Annotated in this window: 1 protein-coding gene; it reads right to left on the bottom strand. The window is 57.3% G+C overall.

What is annotated here, in order from left to right:
• Window positions 1–301: 301 nt before the first annotated feature.
• A complete protein-coding gene (locus ACFFWD_RS16655; protein ID WP_376966953.1) occupies window positions 302–1471 on the bottom strand; it encodes an IS110 family RNA-guided transposase in 1170 nt (389 codons plus the stop codon).
• Window positions 1472–1554: the final 83 nt, after the last annotated feature.

Raw genomic sequence — 1554 nt, forward strand, 5'->3', positions numbered from 1 at the left:
CCCCCCTTTTGTCGTCAGGTGTTTTTCGGTTGAAGTTACGTTTCTATTTGGTCCCATTTGATCCAAGGCGGAGCCCTTATTGAGGTATGCGGCACTCGCCGCATCAACTTATATCCGGTCGGGATCACCCCGTACCAAGGTCCCTCATGCATCGTTGCAAGGGCAGAGCGGGCTCCAAGGAGGGTGGGATCAATCTATGAAACGGCGTGTTTGCAGCCATGCGCCACGGCGATCACACACCCACCTTGGATTGGTATGTTCCTTACGTCACAAGACTCCATGATCGATTAGGTTGATTAGGTCAGCCTTTCACAGCGACGCCTGTCGGAATCAGGCCTGTCTCGAGATAGCGCCACAGAGCGATTAGCAACTTGCGCGCCACCGCGACGACGGTGATGCGCCGCATCCGGCCCTTGGCAGCCCCGACACGCTCGCGGAACCACACACTCAACGAGCTGTCGTGCTGATGACGTAGCCAGAACCAGGCCAGTTCGATCATGGTGGTGCGGGCCTTGGGGTTGCCCGCCTTGCTGATACCTTGGTCGCGGGACATGAAGCCGCTCCGGAAATGACTCGGCGTTAGTCCGACATAATTGGCCAACTGTCGCCGATTGTCGAAATGTCGATAGAAGACTTCGCCAACCAATACGGTAGCAGTCTCTGCCCCGATGCCCTTGATCTTGACAAGCTGCTGGATCTTCTTCGCGTTGCTGTTCGGTGATGTCTGTGCTGCCGATGCCATGGCGTCGCGCTCCTTCTCAATCGCTTTGATCATCTGCAGCACGAGCTCGAGGCGCTGCAATTCGCGCACGATTTCAGTTCGGAGCCGTCGTGGCAGTTCGCGTCCATCGCCCGTCCGCAATCGCTCCAGTCGTAGCAGCCGATTCGACCGAAGGGGTTCGTAGTCATAGATGCCGTGGACCGCACAAAGCCCTTTGATGCGATTGACATGCTGGACACGTTCCGCGATTAGACGGTGACGCTCACGGTGCAGTCGGCGCTCATCTTCTTCCGCCACACTTGGAACCCGCACCACACTCCATACCTTCGGTTCTCCGCGCAGATATGCCAGCAGCGAGCGAAGTAATTGCACCGCATCGATGTGGTCCGTCTTGGTTCGTCGCGCGCGCCGATCCACGTGCAGGCTGGCCGCATCAATGACGTAGTTGCGCACGCCATGCGCCTCGAGAAGACGATGCAACCAGAAGCCGTCATACCCAGCCTCGTAGCACGATATCACCTCCACCGGTCGGTTTAATTCTCGTGCAACCCGCATGCGGATCCGCTCGATCCGTTCAAGCAGGCCTTTCCAATCACAAGCTTCCAAGCTGTAGCGGCCGATCCTGTCGACCAGCGGCGAGTTAGCCGCGATAATCCAACTCTTCTTGCTCAATTCGATTGCCAGAAGGCAGCGGACTGTCTCATCATGGGATGCGACGGACGCCAAGGTGTTTACCGTTTGGGCTTCCATCAGTGTCTCCTATGCGCTGTTGGCTAGGTCGAAACCGAGATGGTAACACCTCCGTCCGTCGCGCCTGCATAGGATCTATGATG

Origin of the sequence: Bradyrhizobium erythrophlei, assembly GCF_042430365.1 — a bacterium.
Taxonomy (GTDB): Bacteria; Pseudomonadota; Alphaproteobacteria; order Rhizobiales; family Xanthobacteraceae; genus Bradyrhizobium; species Bradyrhizobium erythrophlei.